Origin of the sequence: Paenibacillus sp. FSL H8-0282, assembly GCF_037963825.1 — a bacterium.
GTDB classification, from domain to species: domain Bacteria; phylum Bacillota; class Bacilli; order Paenibacillales; family Paenibacillaceae; genus Paenibacillus_AQ; species Paenibacillus_AQ odorifer.
This window is the reverse complement of the sequence record NZ_CP150146.1, coordinates 4,703,073-4,720,483: the sequence shown is the minus strand read 5'-3', so window position 1 is coordinate 4,720,483 and position 17,411 is coordinate 4,703,073. Positions and strand designations below refer to the sequence as shown.

At 45.4% G+C, this 17,411-nt stretch carries 19 protein-coding genes and 1 riboswitch; of the genes, 17 read left to right on the top strand and 2 right to left on the bottom strand.

What is annotated here, in order from left to right; all coding sequences use genetic code 11:
* Positions 1 to 101: 101 nt before the first annotated feature.
* Together NST94_RS20520 and NST94_RS20515 are read right to left on the bottom strand one after the other, a co-directional pair.
* Entirely contained in the window at positions 102 to 1,205 is a 1,104-nt protein-coding gene (locus NST94_RS20520; RefSeq protein ID WP_076302772.1) for a HAMP domain-containing sensor histidine kinase, read from the bottom strand.
* Positions 1,202 to 1,912: a response regulator transcription factor gene (locus NST94_RS20515; RefSeq protein ID WP_076302771.1), complete on the bottom strand. Its 711-nt coding sequence runs from the start codon at positions 1,910 to 1,912 to the stop codon at positions 1,202 to 1,204. Before NST94_RS20515 ends, NST94_RS20520 begins: the two co-directional genes overlap by 4 nt.
* Positions 1,913 to 2,329: 417 nt before the next feature.
* Between NST94_RS20515 and mscL the strand changes: the two genes are divergently transcribed.
* From mscL to ccsA, 17 genes are all read left to right on the top strand, one after another.
* Complete coding sequence (mscL, locus tag NST94_RS20510; RefSeq protein ID WP_076127447.1) at positions 2,330 to 2,725, top strand: large-conductance mechanosensitive channel protein MscL; 396 nt, start codon at positions 2,330 to 2,332, stop codon at positions 2,723 to 2,725.
* Positions 2,726 to 2,913: 188 nt separating this feature from the next.
* Positions 2,914 to 3,087, top strand: a riboswitch (FMN riboswitch).
* 219 nt (positions 3,088 to 3,306) lie between these two features.
* The gene (gene ribD / locus NST94_RS20505; protein ID WP_076127449.1) at positions 3,307 to 4,407 is read left to right on the top strand and encodes a bifunctional diaminohydroxyphosphoribosylaminopyrimidine deaminase/5-amino-6-(5-phosphoribosylamino)uracil reductase RibD; all 1,101 of its coding nucleotides are present in this window, start codon (positions 3,307 to 3,309) and stop codon (positions 4,405 to 4,407) included.
* Between the two features lie 55 nt (positions 4,408 to 4,462).
* Positions 4,463 to 5,131, top strand: coding sequence for a riboflavin synthase (gene ribE, locus NST94_RS20500; protein WP_076127451.1), 669 nt, complete (start codon positions 4,463 to 4,465; stop codon positions 5,129 to 5,131).
* A 62-nt stretch (positions 5,132 to 5,193) separates the two neighbouring features.
* On the top strand, positions 5,194 to 6,447 hold the full coding sequence (locus NST94_RS20495; RefSeq protein ID WP_076127453.1) for a bifunctional 3,4-dihydroxy-2-butanone-4-phosphate synthase/GTP cyclohydrolase II: 1,254 nt from the start codon (positions 5,194 to 5,196) through the stop codon (positions 6,445 to 6,447).
* A 36-nt stretch (positions 6,448 to 6,483) separates the two neighbouring features.
* Positions 6,484 to 6,951: a 6,7-dimethyl-8-ribityllumazine synthase gene (ribE, locus tag NST94_RS20490; protein ID WP_036676377.1), complete on the top strand. Its 468-nt coding sequence runs from the start codon at positions 6,484 to 6,486 to the stop codon at positions 6,949 to 6,951.
* Between the two features lie 136 nt (positions 6,952 to 7,087).
* Positions 7,088 to 7,879: a segregation/condensation protein A gene (locus NST94_RS20485; RefSeq protein ID WP_036676147.1), complete on the top strand. Its 792-nt coding sequence runs from the start codon at positions 7,088 to 7,090 to the stop codon at positions 7,877 to 7,879.
* A complete protein-coding gene (gene scpB, locus NST94_RS20480) occupies positions 7,848 to 8,450 on the top strand; it encodes an SMC-Scp complex subunit ScpB (protein ID WP_036676149.1) in 603 nt (200 codons plus the stop codon). Before NST94_RS20485 ends, scpB begins: the two co-directional genes overlap by 32 nt.
* A 181-nt stretch (positions 8,451 to 8,631) precedes the next feature.
* On the top strand, positions 8,632 to 9,339 hold the full coding sequence (locus NST94_RS20475; protein ID WP_076127459.1) for a DUF2953 domain-containing protein: 708 nt from the start codon (positions 8,632 to 8,634) through the stop codon (positions 9,337 to 9,339).
* Between the two features lie 89 nt (positions 9,340 to 9,428).
* On the top strand, positions 9,429 to 9,917 hold the full coding sequence (gene ytfJ, locus NST94_RS20470) for a GerW family sporulation protein (RefSeq protein WP_076127461.1): 489 nt from the start codon (positions 9,429 to 9,431) through the stop codon (positions 9,915 to 9,917).
* A gap of 247 nt (positions 9,918 to 10,164) precedes the next feature.
* Positions 10,165 to 11,364, top strand: a complete 1,200-nt coding sequence (locus NST94_RS20465) for a D-alanyl-D-alanine carboxypeptidase family protein (RefSeq protein WP_179088156.1) — start codon at positions 10,165 to 10,167, stop codon at positions 11,362 to 11,364.
* Positions 11,365 to 11,400: 36 nt separating this feature from the next.
* The gene (locus NST94_RS20460) at positions 11,401 to 12,066 is read left to right on the top strand and encodes a nucleoside recognition domain-containing protein (protein ID WP_076127464.1); all 666 of its coding nucleotides are present in this window, start codon (positions 11,401 to 11,403) and stop codon (positions 12,064 to 12,066) included.
* 7 nt (positions 12,067 to 12,073) lie between these two features.
* Positions 12,074 to 12,607 carry a spore maturation protein gene (locus NST94_RS20455; RefSeq protein ID WP_036676158.1) on the top strand — a complete coding sequence of 178 codons (534 nt, stop codon included), beginning with the start codon at positions 12,074 to 12,076 and terminating at the stop codon, positions 12,605 to 12,607.
* Positions 12,608 to 12,667: 60 nt separating this feature from the next.
* Positions 12,668 to 13,012 carry an N-acetylmuramoyl-L-alanine amidase gene (locus NST94_RS20450; protein ID WP_076127466.1) on the top strand — a complete coding sequence of 115 codons (345 nt, stop codon included), beginning with the start codon at positions 12,668 to 12,670 and terminating at the stop codon, positions 13,010 to 13,012.
* Between the two features lie 20 nt (positions 13,013 to 13,032).
* Positions 13,033 to 13,791: a pseudouridine synthase gene (locus NST94_RS20445; RefSeq protein ID WP_036676166.1), complete on the top strand. Its 759-nt coding sequence runs from the start codon at positions 13,033 to 13,035 to the stop codon at positions 13,789 to 13,791.
* Between the two features lie 120 nt (positions 13,792 to 13,911).
* A complete protein-coding gene (locus NST94_RS20440) occupies positions 13,912 to 14,433 on the top strand; it encodes a redoxin domain-containing protein (RefSeq protein ID WP_038572444.1) in 522 nt (173 codons plus the stop codon).
* Positions 14,433 to 16,118, top strand: a complete 1,686-nt coding sequence (locus NST94_RS20435) for a cytochrome c biogenesis protein ResB (protein WP_076302769.1) — start codon at positions 14,433 to 14,435, stop codon at positions 16,116 to 16,118. Before NST94_RS20440 ends, NST94_RS20435 begins: the two co-directional genes overlap by 1 nt.
* Positions 16,115 to 17,377 (top strand): cytochrome c biogenesis protein CcsA, encoded by a 1,263-nt coding sequence (gene ccsA / locus NST94_RS20430; RefSeq protein ID WP_036676173.1) that lies wholly within the window; start codon positions 16,115 to 16,117, stop codon positions 17,375 to 17,377. Before NST94_RS20435 ends, ccsA begins: the two co-directional genes overlap by 4 nt.
* The last annotated feature ends 34 nt before the right edge of the window (positions 17,378 to 17,411 follow it).

Sequence of the window (17,411 nt, the reverse complement as noted above, 5' to 3'; positions counted from 1 at the left end):
TTGGTATGAAATCACTATAAGCCAGAGATCTTAAGGCTTTATGTTATGAATTCTTATCATTTTCTTAATGGTTGAGATTGTACAAAAAATCCCCGCAAGCATCATTCGCTCACAGGGAAAGAGGTTTCAAATTCAGTTTGTTTGCGTGTGCTTTTGGCTGTAATGGTTCCGCCGTGAAGCTCTGCAATACTCTTGGCTATGGCGAGCCCTAAGCCACTTCCGCCTGTCTCTCGGGAGCGGGATTTATCGACACGATAAAAGCGTTTAAATAAGTGGGGGAGGTCGGATGCAGGGATAGGAGTACCGTAATTCGTACATAGAGCAACTATTCTATCGTCTTTTCTAACAACAGAAATGTCTAGAATTTTTCCTTCCTTTCCGTATCTTACGGCATTGGTAAATAGGTTCTCATACAATCGCACCAGCTCGTCCGCATCTCCGTTGATAATCAGAGGAGCTGTATCCGTATGAATGCGGTAGGTCATATCTGCTTGTTCCAGTACGGGTGCAAATTCTTCAATCAGCTGTTCGAGCAGCTTGCCGAGATCTACAGGCTCAATATTTAGCGGTAATCCGCTGCTGCTGACGCGAGTGTATTCAAATAAATCGTCGATTAGCTTTTTAAGAGTCAAAGATTTCTCATAGGCAATATTCACATAATAACGCAGCTCAACCTCGTTTTTATAACGATCCTTCTCCACATATTCAAGGAATCCGAGAACAGAGGTTAGTGGGGTTCGGAGGTCATGGGACACACCTGTGATTAGGTCGTTTTTGGCTTTTGCAGCGGCTCGTTCTTCCTCTATAGCAGATTTTAGCTTGCCAGCCATAGTGTTCATATTTTCAGCGAGCTTTCCGAGTTCATCCGTACCTGTTACCGGCACCGTGAAAGATAAATTGCCTTCCGCAATGGCCTGAACTCCGCTCGTAATGTTATGAAGATTCTTAGTTGTATTTCTGGACAGTTTTAGGATGAAAAAAATAAATAAAGGAATCCCTATAAGAATCACAACTGGCGTTGATCCAATGGTATTGATCACCCAGAGAATGAGTCTGACTCCCCAAAAGGAGCGTGAAGGATTTAACCACAGCAATAGTGAAGTGCCGTAATAGCCGCCCATTAAGATTAAAGCGGTGAGTGCTAGGCTCGTTAAGCTGAAGCCAACTATTTTCCAGGATAGGGTATCGAATCGTTTAAAGTTCAACTAGAAGGACCTCCTTTTTCCAGTTTGTAGCCAACGCCCCATACCGTTTTTAAGTATTGTGGTTTACGCGGATTTTCTTCTATTTTTTCTCTGATTTTACGAATATGCACCATAAGTGTATTGTTGCTTTCCAGGAATTGTTCTTTCCATACTTTGGCGTAGATCTGCTCCATGCTTAGGACTTGTCCCTTATTACGGGCGAGCAGCTCTAGAATCGCAAATTCTCGCGGGGTAAGCTTAACTGGGTGATCATCCACACTTACTTCATGCGTAACCGAATTAATAACCAGGCCATCAATGATGATTTCATCCTGTTTGGCGTTTAGATCTGCCATGTAATTTCGAGTTCTGCGCAGCTGGGATTTAACACGGGCAACTAACTCCAGCGGACTAAAAGGTTTCGTAACATAATCATCTGCACCTACGCTTAGTCCGGTGATTTTATCAAGTTCCTGCCCTTTAGCAGATAACATGATGATCGGAAATTTTTGCGTTTCACGAATTTTAATACAAGCCTCAATGCCGTCCATATTAGGCATCATGATATCAAGAACCATGAGGTCTATAGTCTCTCTATTGATAATTTCGAGTGCTTCCAGCCCGTCTCTGGCAGTTAACAGCCGGTAACCCTCGTTCTCCAGATAGATCTGCATTAGTTTAATAATCTCGGCTTCGTCGTCCACCAATAGCAGCGTTGCGTTGTGCATTTCTCAGCGTCCTTTCTTGCTTGTAAAGCGCAATTCTTGCTATAAGAAGTATACAACATTTTCTTGTTTGGAAGCCTCATTTGAAGACCAGTGAAGGCAAAGGTACTGTATAGCAGCTAATAAATTAGTGGAATAAAAGACCAAATCCCCCACAGCATTATGCCAGTTTGGTTTTTCCTTTTAGTTTGCTCTGATCGCTGTACCTCAATCCATGTGTTGATCTGTAGATAATACATTCTCAGCCATGGCTCTATCATGTAAGAAATAATTCTTAAACTTTATTTAACAGGAAACTTCTTAACAGCGGTGGCAGATAAAAGTAAAGGGAAACTTAATAGTTTCTTAACAAGTCTTAAGAAATAGGAAGCTACTATGCTATAATAATTTCAAATTATATATGTGGGGGTTATTTGGTATATGTGGAAAGAATTTAAAGCTTTTGCCTTAAAAGGAAATGTTCTTGATTTAGCGGTTGCGGTCATTATTGGAGCTGCATTCGGAAAGATTGTAACTTCATTAGTAAATGACATTATTATGCCAATTGCAGGTTTGCTTACGGGTGGTATAGATTTAAAGGACCGGGTGCTTGAAGTCACTACGGACCTGAAAATACCTTACGGACTATTTTTACAATCGGTTGTTGATTTCTTTATTATTTCCTTCTCTATCTTTCTGGTGATTAAGCTCGCCAATAAATTTCAGCGCAAAGAAGCCGTTAAAGTTGAAGTGGTAGAGACTCCAGCACCTGCAGAGGATATCGTGCTGCTTACGGAAATTCGTGATCTTTTGAAACAACAAGAACGTGGTTTGTAATCCTGAAATATAACCAAGAAGCGCCAGGAGTCCTTGTCCTGGCGCTTCTTGGTTTCCTTTTATAAACTCAGTACAATCTATAATCTAGTTACAAATTTTAAGTAAATATAATAAACGCACTTGCATTTCGCTGGTGTAAGTGATAATTTTGTTAGTAAGGAAAACTTGAATCTCAATTAAATAAAGGATCAATCCTTCAGGGCAGGGTGTAATTCCCTACCGGCGGTGATGCTGTTGTAGAAATAACTTATTCAGTTTATCTACAGTGCTCAGTCCGCTACCCGGCTCGCGTTGTTGACGCGAACGGTGGACCTGGTGAAATTCCGGGACCGACAGTATAGTCTGGATGGAAGAAGGAGAGGTTAACCGCTTGTCTGCAATGGACTGGCGGACCGCAGTGTTTTCATATAATCATGTGCGATATTTCACAATGCCCGTCGATTGACGGCTATTTAAGCACACTTTTATTTGGACTGCCGATGAACTCTCGCATAACCCATCTTGAACTCCTCCTGGAGAATGAGATGGGTTTTTCTGTTTTTTTTAGCTTAAGAATTGACAGCAGTGGATAGGAGGAAGAGATGGACAACATGAATGATGAGTTTTATATGTCGCTAGCACTGGACATGGCCGAACGTGCCCAAGGACAGACGGGAATTAACCCTGTTGTTGGCTGCGTTGTGGTGAAGAATGGAGCAATGATTGGACTCGGAACTCATTTACAGCGAGGTACGGGGCATGCCGAGGTGCACGCCTTGAATATGGCAGCTGGGCAGGCACAGGGTAGTACGGCATATGTCACACTAGAACCGTGCAGCCATTATGGAAAAACTCCACCTTGCAGCCAAAGGCTGATCGATGAAGGGGTAGCTAGGGTTGTAGTTGCTTGTGAAGACCCCAACCCCCAGGTGGCAGGAAGAGGAATCCAAATGCTGCGTGACCAAGGGATTGAGGTCGAAGTAGGTTTGTTGCGTGATCGCGCGCTTCGATTGAATGAGCGTTTTATCAAATATATTTTGACAAAACAACCTTTTGTTACGCTGAAGAGTGCAAGTACACTTGATGGCAATCTAGCTACCAAATCTGGTGACAGTAAATGGATTTCGAATGGGGAAGCGCGGGAGATCGTACATACGCTGCGGCATCGGCATCAGGGCATCATGGTCGGTGTGAATACAGTGATTGCTGATAATCCCTCTCTGACAACAAGAACAGAAGTGCCTGGCATTAACCCGACGCGGATCATCATTGATTCCGGGCTACGTATTCCTCTGGATTCGGCAGTTGTATGTGATGGTCAAGCGCCTACACTTATTGTAACAACCGATGCTGCAGATCCTGCTAAAAAGGCTGCACTGCTGGAAGCAGGCGTTCAAATCGTTGTGTGCGGAGCAGGTCCAAGAGTGGATTTGAAGGCGGCCATGATATCCCTTGGCGAAATGGAGATAGGCTCTATTTTACTGGAAGGCGGGGGGACGCTGAATGGTGCGATGCTGGAGAGCGGGCTAGTGGATCGTGTGATTCTCTTCTTCGCTCCAAAAATTGTTGGCGGTGGCACAGAAGCGAAAGGGACTTTCGTATTTCCGGGTGTAGAGCTGATGAAGGATGCGATCTCACTTGAAGGATTGGAAGTAAAAGTGCTAGGAGATAATGTATGTATCAGCGGTACTCCGGTACGCTAACAAAAGCTATGCAAGAAGTGAATTTGAGGAAGTAATGCTTTTTAGGAGGGATATCATGTTCACCGGATTAATTGAAGAGGTTGGTGTTTTGCGCAGTGTCTCCGCCGGTGGGGAAATGATGGTGCTGAATATTGCCGCTTCGGTCATCATGGATGATCTAAAAATCGGTGACAGTGTGTCCGTCAATGGGGTTTGTCTCACGGCGACAACTTTGGGCGATCATTCCTTTACAGTGGATGTAATGCCGCAGACCTACCGGAATAGCAATCTGAAGGAGCTGAAGCCCGGCAGCCGGATGAATCTGGAACGAGCGATGGCAGCCGGCGGGCGTTTTGGAGGGCATATTGTCCAAGGACATGTTGATGGCACTGCCATTATTAAAAGTGTAAAACGTGATCAGAATGCTGTTGTATTCGAGATTGCACCGGATCGTAAATCACTATTTAAATATATTATCCCCAAGGGATCGATCACGATCGACGGCATTAGTTTAACTGTAGTGAAGACTACAGCAACATCGCTTGCAGTGTCCATTATTCCGCATACGTTAGGGGAAACAGTTCTGACGCACAAACGGGCCGGGGATAGTGTGAATATCGAGTGTGACGTACTTGGCAAATATGTAGATCATTTATTGCATTATGGCTCAGCCGCCCAAGATGAGGAAGGCGAGAGCCGCTCCGGGATTAGTCATGATTTTTTGGCGGCGAACGGGTTTGTTTAAATAAAGAGTTTGCTTACGAAGAAGGGAATAATCTTTCGTAAAGCTTTTAGGAGGATAGGATCATGAGCGAGCAATCGAAAAAGGAAAGTGTCTTGGATCCGATTGAAGAAGCAATATATGACTTAATGCGCGGTAAAGTCATCATTGTAGTGGATGATGAAGATCGTGAGAATGAAGGGGATTTTATAGCCCTTGCTGAACGTGCGACACCAGAGGTCATCAATTTTATGATTACTGAGGGACGTGGATTGGTTTGTATGCCTATTACCCAGGAGCGTGCGGCAGAACTTGAACTGCAAGCTATGGTAACCCACAATACCGATAATCACGGTACGGCTTTTACCGTATCTGTTGACCATAAAGATACAACCACTGGGATCTCTGCGGGGGAAAGATCTTTGACCGTTAAAGCCATGATTGATCCAAAAGCGAAACCTGCTGATTTCCGCAGACCGGGGCATATGTTCCCGCTGATTGCGAAAAAAGGTGGCGTTCTGCGCCGCTCCGGACATACGGAGGCTGCTGTTGATCTAGCGCGGATGTGTGGCGCTTATCCAGCCAGTGTCATTTGCGAGATTATCAAGGAAGATGGCTCAATGGCCCGCTTACCTGATCTAATCGAAATTGCCCGCAAGCATGATCTTAAGCTGATCAGTATCAAGGATCTTATTCATTATCGCAACGAAAAAGAACAACTCGTCACACGCGAAGTGTCTGTACGACTTCCTACCGATTTTGGAGATTTCCAGACCATTGCTTATACAAATGAAGTGGATGATAAAGAGCATGTAGCTTTGGTAAAAGGCGATATTTCCGGCGATGAGCCAGTGCTTGTACGTGTACATTCCGAATGCCTGACTGGTGATGTATTCCACTCCCATCGCTGTGATTGCGGCCCGCAATTTGAAGCTGCACTGCGGCAGATCGAAACTGCCGGTAGGGGCGTGTTACTCTATATGCGCCAAGAAGGCAGAGGCATTGGCCTTATCAATAAGCTTCGGGCTTACAAGCTGCAAGAGGAAGGTCTTGACACTGTAGATGCGAATCTAAAGCTTGGTTTTCCAGCAGATCTGCGTGACTATGGAATTGGAGCACAGATTCTGAAGGATCTGGGTGTGCGCCAAATCCGTCTGCTCACGAACAACCCGCGTAAGATCAAAGGGCTGGAGGGTTATGGGTTGGAAGTCGTTGAGCGCGTGCCGATACAAATGCCGGAGAACAAGGACAACACCAATTATCTCCACACGAAGCAAGCGAAGCTTGGACATATGCTGTCTTTTGACGATATTGAACAAAATGAGGATTCGAAAGCTTAACCATACATTATAAAAAACGAAGGGTAGATGATGGATATGCCGAAATATTTAGAAGGTCACTTAGTTTCTGAGGGGTTAAAATACGGAGTTGTTGTAGGACGTTTTAATGAATTTATTACCAGCAAGCTTTTGTCAGGTGCACTTGATGCCTTTAAACGCCATGGTGTTGGTGATGATGAAGTGGATGTTGCTTGGGTTCCAGGGGTATTTGAAATTCCGTTGATCGCGCAAAAAATGGCTGAAAGCGGCAAATACGACGCTGTAATCACCTTAGGAACGGTTATCCGTGGTTCCACTACACACTATGATTATGTATGTAATGAAGTTGCCAAAGGAGTAGCCGCTATCAATCTTAAGACCGGCGTGCCGACCATTTTTGGCGTAGTCACTACTGAAAATATTGAACAGGCCATCGAGCGTTCAGGAACCAAAGCAGGCAATAAAGGCTGGGATGCTGCGACTGCTGCGATTGAAATGGCGAATCTTAACAAACTGTTTAAGTAAGTCAGCTATTGACGAATCAGTCGAATTCGTGCTTATTTATAGTATAAGAAGAAAGCATGGATTATAAGAGCCCTTTCTACTTGTGTAGCGTCCAGACGGGCGCTGCACTTTACTTTTTTTGGCGGGAGGATGCTTCGTGACTGTATTGTACAAGCTGGAGACGTTTGAAGGTCCGCTGGATCTGCTCTTGCATTTAATTGATAAGGCGGAAATCGACATCCAGGACATTCCGGTCGCCGAGATCACCGAACAGTATATGGAATACCTGCGTAGCATGCAGGAGCTTGAATTGGATATTACGAGTGAATTTCTCGTGATGGCCGCTACCCTTTTATCTATAAAGAGCAAGCTATTGCTGCCCAAACCACCGGTCATTGAGATCGATGATTTTGAATATTACGAAGAGGATGAATTTGATCCACGAGCTGAACTTGTTCAGCGACTGATTGAGTATCGTAAGTTCAAGAGTATTGCTGTACATTTAATGGATATGGAGAGCGAGCGGAGCTTGATTTTTACGAAGGAGCCTGAGGATTTGGGTCCATTCGTGCCAGAAGAGATTGATCAAACGCTAAAAGGACTACATACCTCAGACTTAATAGCCGCTTTTCGTAAAGCGCTAAGTAAGGCTGCCAGAAGGTCTTCTTACCAGCGGATCACCCGGGATGAAATATCGGTAAAAGATCGTATACGTGATGTATCAGATGCGCTGCAGCGCAGAGGAACAGGCGGTAAGCTGCATTTCTCGGCACTGCTTCACGATGAAATGGCACGGCACGAAATCGTAGTTACTTTTCTTGCGATTCTGGAACTGATGAAAATGAAGGCGATTTTTTGCTACCAAGAGAAATTGTTTGATGACATCGTAATGGAGTGGAGAGGAGGAGAACACTTCAATGGATTACAAAACGCTGAAATCGATTATTGAAGGCCTGCTGTTTCTATCAGGGGATGAGGGAATCTCCGTACGCCAAGTGGCTGAAATTACGGAACAGCGCCCAGAGCTTGCGGCCGGAGCCTTAGAGGAACTAAAAGAAGATTATGTAGCACAGGAGCGGGGCTTACAGGTAGTGCAAATTGCCGGGAATTATCGGCTGGCTACATTGCCTGATCATGCCCACTATTTTGAGCGTCTGGCCTATTCACCATCCAGATCAACCTTGTCTCAGGCTGCCTTAGAGACTCTCGCAATCGTGGCTTATCGCCAACCGATTACGCGGGTGGAGATTGAAGAGATCCGAGGTGTGAAGTCGGAACGCGCAATTCATACGCTGAATAACAAGGATTTGATTCATGAGGTTGGTCGTGCGGAAGCGGTAGGCCGGCCAATTTTGTACGGGACGACTAAATCCTTCTTGGAGAGCTTTGGTCTTGCCAGTCTAAAGGATCTGCCGGAACCGACAAATTTTGAGTCCACGGATAATTTGGAAGAAGAGACACAGCTATTGTTCAATAAGCTGGATACTCAAATGACTTTTGAGGATGTCGAGCTGCCTTAGTTCGTACGAGAACGCTAATAATTGTATTGAAGGGACTGCCCTTAAACCATTTATGTGGTTTGGGACAGTCCCTATTTTTATTTAAACTCATATTTTTTATGCAAACCCCGAATTTTTTCCAGCTTAAATTGCCATACTAAACCAAAGGTTCCCATTATTAAGGTTTCTTGGAGGTAAATACGTGACGTTATGGCTTGCAATTCCCCTTGTTTTGCTTGTACTGGCACTGATCCTGGTCCTGTCTTCATCTATCGATTTCCGCATACGGTGTTATAAACATGGAAAAAATGACCTGCTCGAATTAGATGTTACCTCTCTTTTTGGTTTGATAAAGCTTCACTATGAACTTCCCCAATTGGTCTTTAAGGGATTGGAGCAGGGTGTGTGGGGAAAGTTTAAAGAGACAGGGACTGCGACGACAGGTGTAGATACCGTAAAAGAAGAGATATTTGATAAAGAAAGAGTAATGCACTGGCGCGCCAATGTTAACCAAGCTGTGAAATCTACACGCGGCTTGAAGGAATGGTTAAAAGAGACTGTAGCTCATGTCAAAATATCAAAGCTCGATTGGTCCACCGATTTCTCTCTTGGTGATGCAGCAGACACTGCGACCGCATCGGGAGCGGTTTGGGGCCTGAAATGGAGTATTGTTGGTTTTATTTCGCAGTGGGTGAAATTGCAGCAGCATCCTCGAATTTTTGTTAAGCCTGTTTTTGAAGATGAGCTTTGTTTTGCAATGGAGTTTGTCTGTAAGGGGAAAATGTCAGTCGGCTATACTTTGTATGCCTTAATGCGACTATCTCGGCGTGTCTTGCGTGAAAAAGGCGGGATCGGCCATTGGAGAAATCTGCTGAAACAGATGCGTCAGGAGCCACACGGGAAAGTTTAAAATGAAAGTTACATACAAATGGGCGGATGTGGGGATGATATACGCTGTAGAAGAAAGAGAAATCGTACTCAATTAAAGGAGGAAACAATATGAGCGACCATCCTATTCAAGGCCTAATGCAAACAGCGATGGAAAATATCAAGGGTATGGTAGATGTGAATACCATTGTCGGTGATCCAGTACAAACCCCTGACGGCAGCATTATCCTGCCTATCAGTAAAGTTGCCTTTGGATTTGCTGCTGGTGGTAGTGATTATCGAGTAGAAGATTCTATAAGTGGTTCAAGCTCCCAAGGTGGAGTCAAAATGCTTCCATTTGGTGGAGGTAGCGGGGGAGGCGTCTCCATTCGACCGATCGCTTTTTTAGTGGTAGGTAAGGATGGAGTGAATATTGTCCCTCTGGACAATCAAACTCACCTATTCGAAAAAATCATCGATGCAACACCAGGGCTCATCGACAAAATTCAAACGATGTTCCAAACCGGTAATGCTGCAGCTCAAACGCCGCCAACACCTGCCACACCGGCAGCAGCACCTGTTAAAACCGATCCAAGTACATCTCAATCTTCAACTCATTAGGTACACATAATTCTACAAATAGCCTCGGGGATATCGCCATACACAGGCGGTGTCCCTTTTTTGACGTGTCAGAAAGTATATTTTGATCCCCAAATTACCTGAGAATGTATCGAAGCAAAGCCTCACGTTGTGGGGATATTTTGTGTGGAACATCCCAAGGAGTGGACATACCCTAAGGCTGGTCCGCATACACTTGTACAACATAAACACTTTTACTTAAGATCCGATAAGAAGCCGGAGGATGAACATGAAGACAATAACCCGTAAATGGCCATTCGCCTTAATATTGTGCCTTTCGCTGCTGCTTCTGGCGCCGCTATCTTCAATTCAGGCCGAGAACAGCTCTATCTCTACACATGCAAGAGCAGCGGCACTGATTGATGTGGAATCTGGGCGTATTTTGTACAGCAGCCGTGGGGATGAGCCTATGCTTATTGCCAGCTTGACCAAAATTATGACCGCCCTCGTCGCCATTGAGAATGGTGATTTAGCCTCTAAAGTCAAAGTAGGAAAAAATGCCTATGCGAAAGAAGGCTCTTCTATTTACTTGCAGCAGGGAGAAGAGATGACGCTGGAAAATATGCTGTATGGCCTGATGCTGCGCTCAGGGAATGATGCAGCAACGGCGATCGCTGAGCATATCGGTGGTTCTGAGGAAGGTTTTGTATACCTTATGAACGCTAAGGCTGAGGAGCTAGGGCTAACCCATACTCATTTTGCTAATCCCCATGGTCTTGACGCTGAAGGGCATTATTCTAGTGCTAACGACTTGGCTGTTCTGACCGCTTATGCTCTTCATAATCCTGTATTTAAAGAAATTGTGAAGACGCAGGAGAAAACTGCAGACAATCCAAATGAGAAATGGGATTACAAATGGAGAAACAAAAATAAGATGCTGTATTTATACGAGGGAGCGGACGGTGTAAAGACAGGTTATACCAAAAAAGCACTGCGCTGCCTTGTCAGCTCTGCCACCAGAAACGGCCAGCAGCTTGTCGCAGTTACTATAAATGACGGCGATGACTGGAATGATCATGCTTCCCTGCTAAACTTCGGGTTTAATCACTATCCGCTCAAAACACTGATCGAACGTGGTGATGCCGTGTCGGGCTATAACTTTGTAACCTCCAAAACCTTTGCTTATCCACTTGGACAAGGTGAACAAAATAGAGTGATCACGAAACTTGTTTTAAATCAGAAGGAAAGTGCTTCAGCCGAAGCTACACGAGCGAATTTTGGATTGCAAGGAGCGCTTGTGCTGGAGCTGGGCGGAAAAGAAATAGGTCGCGTGCCGGTGTATACTCCTGAGAACCTGCCTCCTGAGCAATCTGCTTATATGAAAAAGTACAGTCCCACACTAGCACAGGCTTACCCGGCAAATAATTGGTTCCAGGCGCTGGGCAGTGCACTGAAGGCTCTATTTGAAATGGGAGCGAGTTCGAAATAAGAAAATGGGCTGATGAATGAAGAAGGAGGCGTATCCATGATTAACGGGATTTGGCTAGGAATGATCATCATCGGTTTTCTGTTCGCCGCCGTTAACGGCAGAATGGATGAGTTTACAGCCGCCGTATTCGACGGAGCCAAGAGTGGGGTAACGGTAAGTTTTGGCTTAATCAGTGTGCTTGTGTTCTGGCTTGGGATTATGAAGATAGCAGAAGATGCAGGTTTGCTTAAAAAGATTGCCAAGGTGCTTGGCCCTGTCGTAGCTTTTTTATTCCCTGATGTGCCGAAAGGGCATCCTGCCATAGGATATATTCTCTCCAATATGAGTGCTAATCTGCTCGGACTAGGCAATGCCGCAACGCCAATGGGCATCAAGGCGATGCAGGAGCTGCAAAAGCTCAACCCTGATAAAGAGACCGCGACACCAGCCATGTGTACTCTTCTAGCGCTTAACACAGCAAGCATTACGCTTATCCCGGCCACACTGATTGCCATCCGGTTAAACTATGGTTCAGCCGATCCCGCAGGCATAGTAGGTACAACACTTGCAGCAACGGCCGTGGCTACACTTGCAGCGATTGCGGCAGACCGGTTTTTCCGAAGGTTGACTTTATTGCGCAAACCGCCGAAGCCCCCTTCAGCAAAGTCCGGGGTTCCTCCTTTGGCGAAGACAACACTCCCTAATTCCTCATTGAAAGGGTGAACGTGATTTGTACCAGTTTATCAGTCTCATATCGGCATGGGCGATTCCGGTCATGATCACGTTCATCCCGCTCTATGCTTTTACGCGCAAAGTGCCAGTCTACGAATCCTTTGTTGAAGGTGCGAAAGATGGGTTTGGCACGGCCATTGCGATTATTCCCCATCTTGTGGGGATGCTGGTTGCGATCAGCGTTTTTCGCGCTTCCGGTGCGCTGGATTTTTTTATGGGCTTCATATCCCCAGCCCTGCGGGGGCTTGGTGTTCCGGCAGAAGTATTGCCGCTTGGTCTTCTGCGGCCGCTTACGGGGACTGGGTCGCTTGCTTACACTACGGATCTAATCCGTGTGCATGGCCCGGATTCTTTAATTGGTATGATTGCTTCCACCATACAGGGGAGCACAGATACTACGCTTTATGTTTTGACCGTTTACTTTGGAGCTGTAGGCGTACGGAATGGCCGTTATGCGCTTAAGGTTGGCCTGTTCTCCGATGTTGTCGGCTTTGTCGCCGCGATCGCTGTGTGTTTGCTATTATTTGGATAGTCACCCCATTGCCCCCCTGAACATATGCTATTGCAGCAATGTGGAGGGGGGCATTCCGCAATGAACTATAAAGGCTTTATTCTGCATCATTCTAGCTGCACATCCATTAACGGTAAAGGTTTTGACTTCTGGGTAGGAGTGGATGGCGCAATTTATGCAGCACCGCTACTGACAGATCCGGAGTATATTCATATTTGTTTGGAAGGTGATTTTGGTAAGAAAGTGGGCGATCCTCCAATATCCGGAAGGCAGGAGCAGCTTTTTGCAACGGCTAAACTCGTTTTAGAATTAGTAGAACGCTACCAAATCTCCCCTTTAATCATCGAACCCCACAATAATTCCTGCCCAGGAGCATTTTTTCCTTGGAATGAACTTGTGATTTATCCCTCTGATGGTTATCATTGATCTGAGGTGACTAGTCGAATATGGAAAGATTACAGAAAATTTTGGCGCAGGCCGGTGTGGCGTCCAGACGCAAGTGTGAAGAAATGATTTTGGCCGGTAAAGTGGAAGTCAACGGGGAACTCGTAACTACGCTTGGCACGAAGGTGGACCCCGCAACAGATATTATTAAAGTTTCCGGTAGACTGATCCGGGGCGAGAACAAAATCTATATTATGTTCAACAAACCTAAGGGAGTAATCACAAGCGCTTCCGATCCAAAAGGTCGTAAGGTTGTAACTGACTACCTAAAAGGAATTACTGAACGGGTTTACCCTGTAGGCCGGCTCGATTACGATACGGAAGGTTTGCTGCTGCTGACGAATGATGGGGACTTTGCTAACTTGCTGACTCATCCGAAGCATCATGTACCTAAGACGTATCATGCTACGGTCAAGGGTATACCGCATGGCACTGCATTGGACAAGCTGAAAGCTGGCATCAAGCTGGAAGATGGCATGACAGCGCCTGCGGAAGTAGAGTACAAGGATATTGATGAGGCAAATAAGGAAGCGGTTATCAGCATCACGATTCACGAGGGACGTAACCGTCAGGTACGACGCATGTTTGATGCGATTTCACACCCCGTACTCCGTCTGAAACGGATTTCATTCGGGGATATTATGCTGCAAAATCTCAAACGTGGCTCTTACCGTCATTTGACCAAGGATGAAATTAACCATCTGCAGCAAATTGCCAAAGCAGGATTGCTTAAAGAAAGAACTCCACGTAAAGAGTCATAAAGACACAGAATATTCACAATTAAACCCCCTAAAGCTGTGACGAAATTCGCTATAATGTTCATAGGATGTTCACACCTTACAACATAAGTATGAGTTGCGTCACAGAAGGGGGCTTTACGTGTGGGTAAAGCAAGAAAACCAATTCAAATCGTGATTCTGTTTCTAATTGTTATAGTGGGCGGTTATGCCATCGGTTCCTCTGTATTTGGGGGAAGCGGCAAACCAGAGGAAGGGAGCAAAGCACCTTCCTTTGATTTGCTTGGGCTTGACGGTCTGGCTCATACCCTAGACGAATATAAGGGCAAGACTATTGTGCTTAATTTCTGGGGCTCTTGGTGTGCACCTTGTGTCAAAGAAATGCCGGCTCTCCAAGCGCAATGGGAGAAATGGAAGGACAAAGACGTAGTGGTCTTAGGCATTAATGTGGGCGAAGACCGGATGACTGTCGAGAATTTTGTGAAGCAGGTAAACATCGATTTTCCGATTTTGATGGACACTGGACGTGATGCTGTACGAAGTTATGGTATTTCTCCGCTGCCAACTACCTTATTCATTAATTCCAAGGGTAAAATTGACAACATTCATATCGGCCAGCTTGATTTGAATTCACTTGATGATCAAATTGGGAAGCTGGTGGATTGATGAGTGAACGCGAGGCATTTATAACCAATACCAAATGTGAATGTGGTCACCAGAACCCTGTAGGTACTGTTTTATGCGAAGCATGCGGGAAGCCGTTGGGGAAGGAATCAGACTGGGGCGAGAATTTGGAAATGCGTTACGATGGCGTAGCTCGCCGATCTCAGCGCGTTAACCCGGGGATTATTGATCGGGTGTGGAATTTTTTCTCTTCCGTCAAAATAGCGATCTATCTGATCGTGTTGACACTTATAGGCTCTATGCTGGGGACGATTTTCCCGCAGGAGAGTACTTTTCTTAATATTGATGCCTCAGTTTATTACAAGCAAGAGTACGGAACAGCCGGATATATTTATCACAAACTTGGACTTTCACATACATATGAATCCTGGTGGTTTGTAACTCTACTCGTAATGATCGGCGCTTCACTTGTGATCTGTAGCTTGGATCGAGTACTTCCGCTCTATAAGGCCTTAACCAGACAGAAGATTCGGAAACATCGTCAGTTCTTAACTCGGCAAAAAGCTGTGTTAGTGACTGAAGTACAAGAGGAACCAGAAGCTTGGGTAGCCCGGGTAATTCAGCCTATGCGTAAAAAGGGCTATCGCGTGAAGACGGATGGAGGGGCTCTGCTGGCAGAGAAACATCGCTTCAGCCGCTGGGGACCATATGTAATACATATTGGCTTAATTATTTTTTTACTTGCTGTATTAGCAAGAGGATTGCCGGGACTGAACATGGATCAGCATCTTGCTTTCCCGCAAGGGGAGATCACACAGATTCCGGACACCACCTATTATTTGAAAAATGAGAAATTTACCGTGGAGTTTTATACGGAGGAAGAGATGCCTGAGGAATTTCGCGGCAAAAAAATACTTCCAAAGCTATTCCAGACCCAAGCTGTGCTTTATGAATGCACCGCGGATTGTGGAGACCCTTTGAAGGAACCGCAGCTATCCGAGGTGACGAAACATGATATCCAAGTAAATTCACCTTTGGATTATAAAGGATTGAAAGCGTATCAGTTTGATTATGATCTGACCCCTGTGCTGCGTTCGGTACAGCCTGAGCTTAAGAATTCCACCACTGGCGAGGCGTACGGCAAATTTAAGCTGGACATGAAGAACCCTCAGCGGGCAATTCAGGCGGGTCCTTATACTTTAACTTTGAAAGAAAAGTATATGGATTTTGGTCTAAATGAGGAGGGTCAGCCGATTTCCAAATCACCTTATCCGAATGCACCTGCTTTTTTGTTCCTGATACAAGGTCCGGATCTCCCGGCGGAAGGGCAGCAGTATTTCTATTTTCCTAAACAGGTGGATAAGGCGCAGTTTCAACAGGCTGCCATTAACGATAAGCTTGGCGGGAGCAATAGATTTCTTGAGCTTGAAGTGGACAACATGAGCGACGTTGATTTTTCGGAATCGACTACTTACTTGAATATACGTATTGATCGTGCAATGCCGTTTGTATGGCTAGGTGCAGCAATCGTGATGCTGGGTTTAGTGCTTGGCTTCTACTGGCAGCATAGACGTATCTGGCTTACCGTTGCTAACGGGGAGCTTATCCTCGGAGGACATACGAACAAGAACTGGTTCGGGTTCCGCCGTGAGATCGTTTCTATTTTAGAAAAAGTAGATCTGGTAGTCGATGAAAAATCATTAGATAATGGAGGAGGCCTTTCATGAGCTTGCTCGACATCAGCAGCGCTGTCTTTATTGCCGCATTTTTATTATACAGCGGTTCGTTTATGTTATTCACTATCGCCATCATGGGTCGCAAGTGGTCAGGCCGCAAGCCGGAGGAACATACCGCACGTTGGGGCAAAATTGCTTTTATTTTCTCTTCAATAGGTCTTATCTTTCATCTTATTTATTTCTTTACACGCTGGGCGGGCTCAGGGCATATTCCGGTCAGCAACATGTATGAGTTCATGACTTTTTTATCGATGATGGTGATGGTTGCCTTTACTGTGATGTACGCTATTTATCGTAAGGTAATCTTGGGTCTTTTTGCAGTTCCAATCAGTATTATTGTGATGGCTTATGCCGCAGTATTTCCACAGGAAGTACAGCCGCTGATTCCATCTCTTCAATCGAACTACTTAAAGATTCACGTAACACTGGCTGCACTAGGTGAATCCTTCTTCGCAGTAGGGTTTGCGGCGGGACTGATGTATCTGCTGCGAACAGTCAATTTTTCCAGTAAAGAGAAGGCGGATCGCAAGCAACAGAGGCTGGTCGAATTTACTCTCTTTTCAATCATTGTTATAATTGGGTTTCTGGGTTCTGTTTTTGCATTCCGCGGAGCAGGCTATGAAACTGTTTTTGTCCGTCCGAACGTTACGATTGACAGCCCCGGGCAGGAAAATAGTACAATAGAGAAAGTGAGTTATCGAATGCCGCCGATTGTGGCACCTCACAATAGCGAAATTGAGAGCTTCCAGTCGTTTCTTGGCATAAAAGAACCACTCTTTGAGGCACCATCTTGGATGAATGGTGTAAATGCTGGACGGAAGTTTAATACTGTAATTTGGTCACTCCTTTCCGGATTAATCCTCTACGGAGTTCTTCGCTTGATCGTACGTAAACCGCTGGGCACTGCTTTACACCCAGTGATGGACGGAATTGATGAGGGCGATCTAGATGAGATTACGTATAGGGCGATAGCCATTGGCTTTCCTATTTTCACATTAGGGGCTTTGATCTTTGCAATGATATGGGCGCAAATCGCTTGGGGAAGATTCTGGGGATGGGACCCTAAGGAAGTCTGGGCGCTTGTCACTTGGCTCTTCTATAGCGCTTATCTTCATTTACGTTTGGCTCGTGGATGGCAAGGAAGAAAATCTGCCTGGCTGGCTGTGCTTGGCTTCCTGGTCGTAATGTTTACTCTGGTTGGCGTTAATTTAGTCATCGCCGGACTTCATTCTTACGCGGGGACGGACTGAGCATAGTTTACCTGTTAACGTTGCACAATGGTTT